We start from the raw sequence: 2,396 nt of genomic DNA on the forward strand, positions 1-2,396 counted from the left end.
GCTTGAATCCACCGACACCGCCATCCTGCTGCAGGAGCTCGACGAGTTCTCCCGCGGCCCGAGCTGCCAGCAGCTGCTGGCCTACGAGCCCATCACCACCCGGGTGCGGATTCCCGGCTACTACCCCAACCCGGAGGAGTGGGAGCTCGCCTCGGAGCCGCTGTTCCGCTTCGAGGATAGCGTCTCGCTGCTGGCCGGCGCCTTCGTCGCCAGCGGCGACAGCTACTACGCCGACTGCCTGGTGCGCTACCTGGACCACTGGGCCGAGGCCGAGGCACTCACCGACTTCCACTACGACTCCACCCAGCCCCAGGCCTGGTTCGCCACCGAGTCGATGCTGTTTGCGGCGGGGCTGGCCTACGCCACGGTACGTCCCTTCGTGGAGGGCCTAGAGGAGGAGCGCGAGCGGCTCGAGGCGTGGCTCAACGAGCTGGCCCACCTGCACGCCGAGATTCCCGGCGAGCCCGAGAACAGCTGCTGCAACAACCATTTCTACCGTCGTGCCCTCTACGGCAGCATCATCGGCGTGCTCACCGAGGACGACGAGCTGTTCCGCTTCGGCGTCAGCGCCGTCTACTCGGCGCTGCACGACATGACCGAGGAGGGCGCCCTGCCCCTCGAGGTGAACCGCGGGCGCCGCGCCACCCACTACCAGAACTATGCCCTGCTCTACCTGGTGACCAACATGCAGGTGATCGCCCGCCAGGGCTACGAGGAGATCTTCGACCTGGAGGTCGACGGCAACACCCTCCATGACGGCGTCGACTTCCTGTTCCGGATCCTCGAGGACCCGGCCGCGCTGGGCGATTTCGCCCCCCTCGAGCAGTACACCGGCTTCCTCAAGGATCCCCAGTACTTCACCTGGATGGAGATCTACCAGGACCGCTTCGACGACCCGCGGGTCGCCGACTTCGTGCGCCGGGTCCGCCCGCTCTACAACCGCAGCGCCGGCGGGCACATGACCCTCTACCTGATGCCTCCCGATGCCCAGGCGCACATCTTCCAGGACGACGAACAGCGCCAGACCGAGGCCTTCCGCGGTCTCGGCGAGTCGTGACTCCCCCATCCGCCGACGCCGAGGACCTTCCCATGACCCGGATCCGAACACCCCTCTCCACGCCCTCGAGACTGACGGCCTCCCTGGCCCTGCTGGCCCTGCTGAGCGGCTGCGGGAGCGCCGGCCTGTCGACCGACACCGCCCAGCCACAGGCCGAGGTGCCGGCCGAGTACCGCGACTGGTTCGGCTGGCGCCCGGAGGCCGAGATCGGCGGCGATGACTGGCAGCAGATCAATCGCGCCCAGGAGTTCATCGCGGAGGGACGCCACGCCGAGGCCATCGAGCGCCTCGAGCCGCTGATGGCCCGACATATCCCCCCGGCCTACTACGAGATGGCCAAGCTCCATGACGCCGGCCAGGGGGTCGAGCGTGACCCCGCCGAAGCGGCCCGGCTCTACGGCCGCGCGATCGAGCGCCCCTCGACGATCCGCGGCCAGGCCTCCCTCGATCTCGCCGAGCTCTACCTCGCGGGGGATGGCGTCGAGCAGGATGAACGGCTCGCCTTCCTGCTCCTCGACCAGGCGGTCAAGGAGGGGGTAGAGCGCGCCGAGCCGCGCCTTGCCGCCCTGCTCGCCGAGGGAGGCGAGCAGATCGGCCCCGACCCGGAACGGGCCCAGCGGCTCTATGAGCGGGCCGCCGGCCGGGACGAGCCCAACGCCCTCGAGGCCCTGGCCGAGGCCCACGGCCCAGGCGGGTGGCTGGAGACCGACCCCCAGCGCGCCCAGGACTATGCGACGCGCCTGGGGCGCGTGCTCGAGACCCGGGCCGAAGAGGGCGACACCGGCGCCATGCGCCGGCTCGCCGGCCTCTACGCCCCCGACGGCTTGCTCGACGACCGCCCCGAGCTGCGCCAGGAGTGGCTGGTACGCGCCGCCGATGCCGGCGACGGGGATGCCCTGGGCCACGCCGGCACCGCGCTGCTGCGCGGCGGCGACCCCCGGCAGGGCATGCAGCTGCTCGAGGAGGCCGCCGGCCGCGGCGACGTCGACGCCATGACCCGCCTGGGCCAGGCCCTGCTCGACCCCGACCTGGGGCCGACGCGGCCGGCGGACGCGACGCGCTGGCTGGAGGCGGCGGTCGAAGCCGGGAGCGTCGACGCCATGGTGCTCCTCGGCGCGGCACTGCTCGAGGAAGCCGAGAAGCAGGCCCGCCTGATGGACGAGCCCGTACCGGCCGACGAACCGGGCGCCGCCCTGGCCGCCAATGCCCTCGCCACGCCCCCCGAGGTGGCGCGCGCCATCGAGCTCCTCGAGCAAGCCGCCGAGCAGGACGCGCCCCTGGCGCTGGCCCATCTCGGCGCGCTCTACCTGGACGATGGCCTGGTCCCCAGCCAGCCCTG

The 2,396-nt window shown here is 71.7% G+C and carries 2 protein-coding genes; both read left to right on the forward strand.

Features of this window, described 5'->3' with window-relative positions; genetic code table 11:
• Positions 1–1,057: alginate lyase family protein (locus J5F18_RS15410; protein WP_346299443.1), on the forward strand; the 1,057-nt coding region annotated here is incomplete at its 5' end.
• Positions 1,058–1,089: 32 nt separating this feature from the next.
• Positions 1,090–2,396 (forward strand): SEL1-like repeat protein (locus tag J5F18_RS15415; RefSeq protein ID WP_346299444.1); only part of this gene is annotated, 1,307 nt, incomplete at its 3' end.

The sequence above is a fragment of the Halomonas sp. BM-2019 genome (assembly GCF_017584085.1).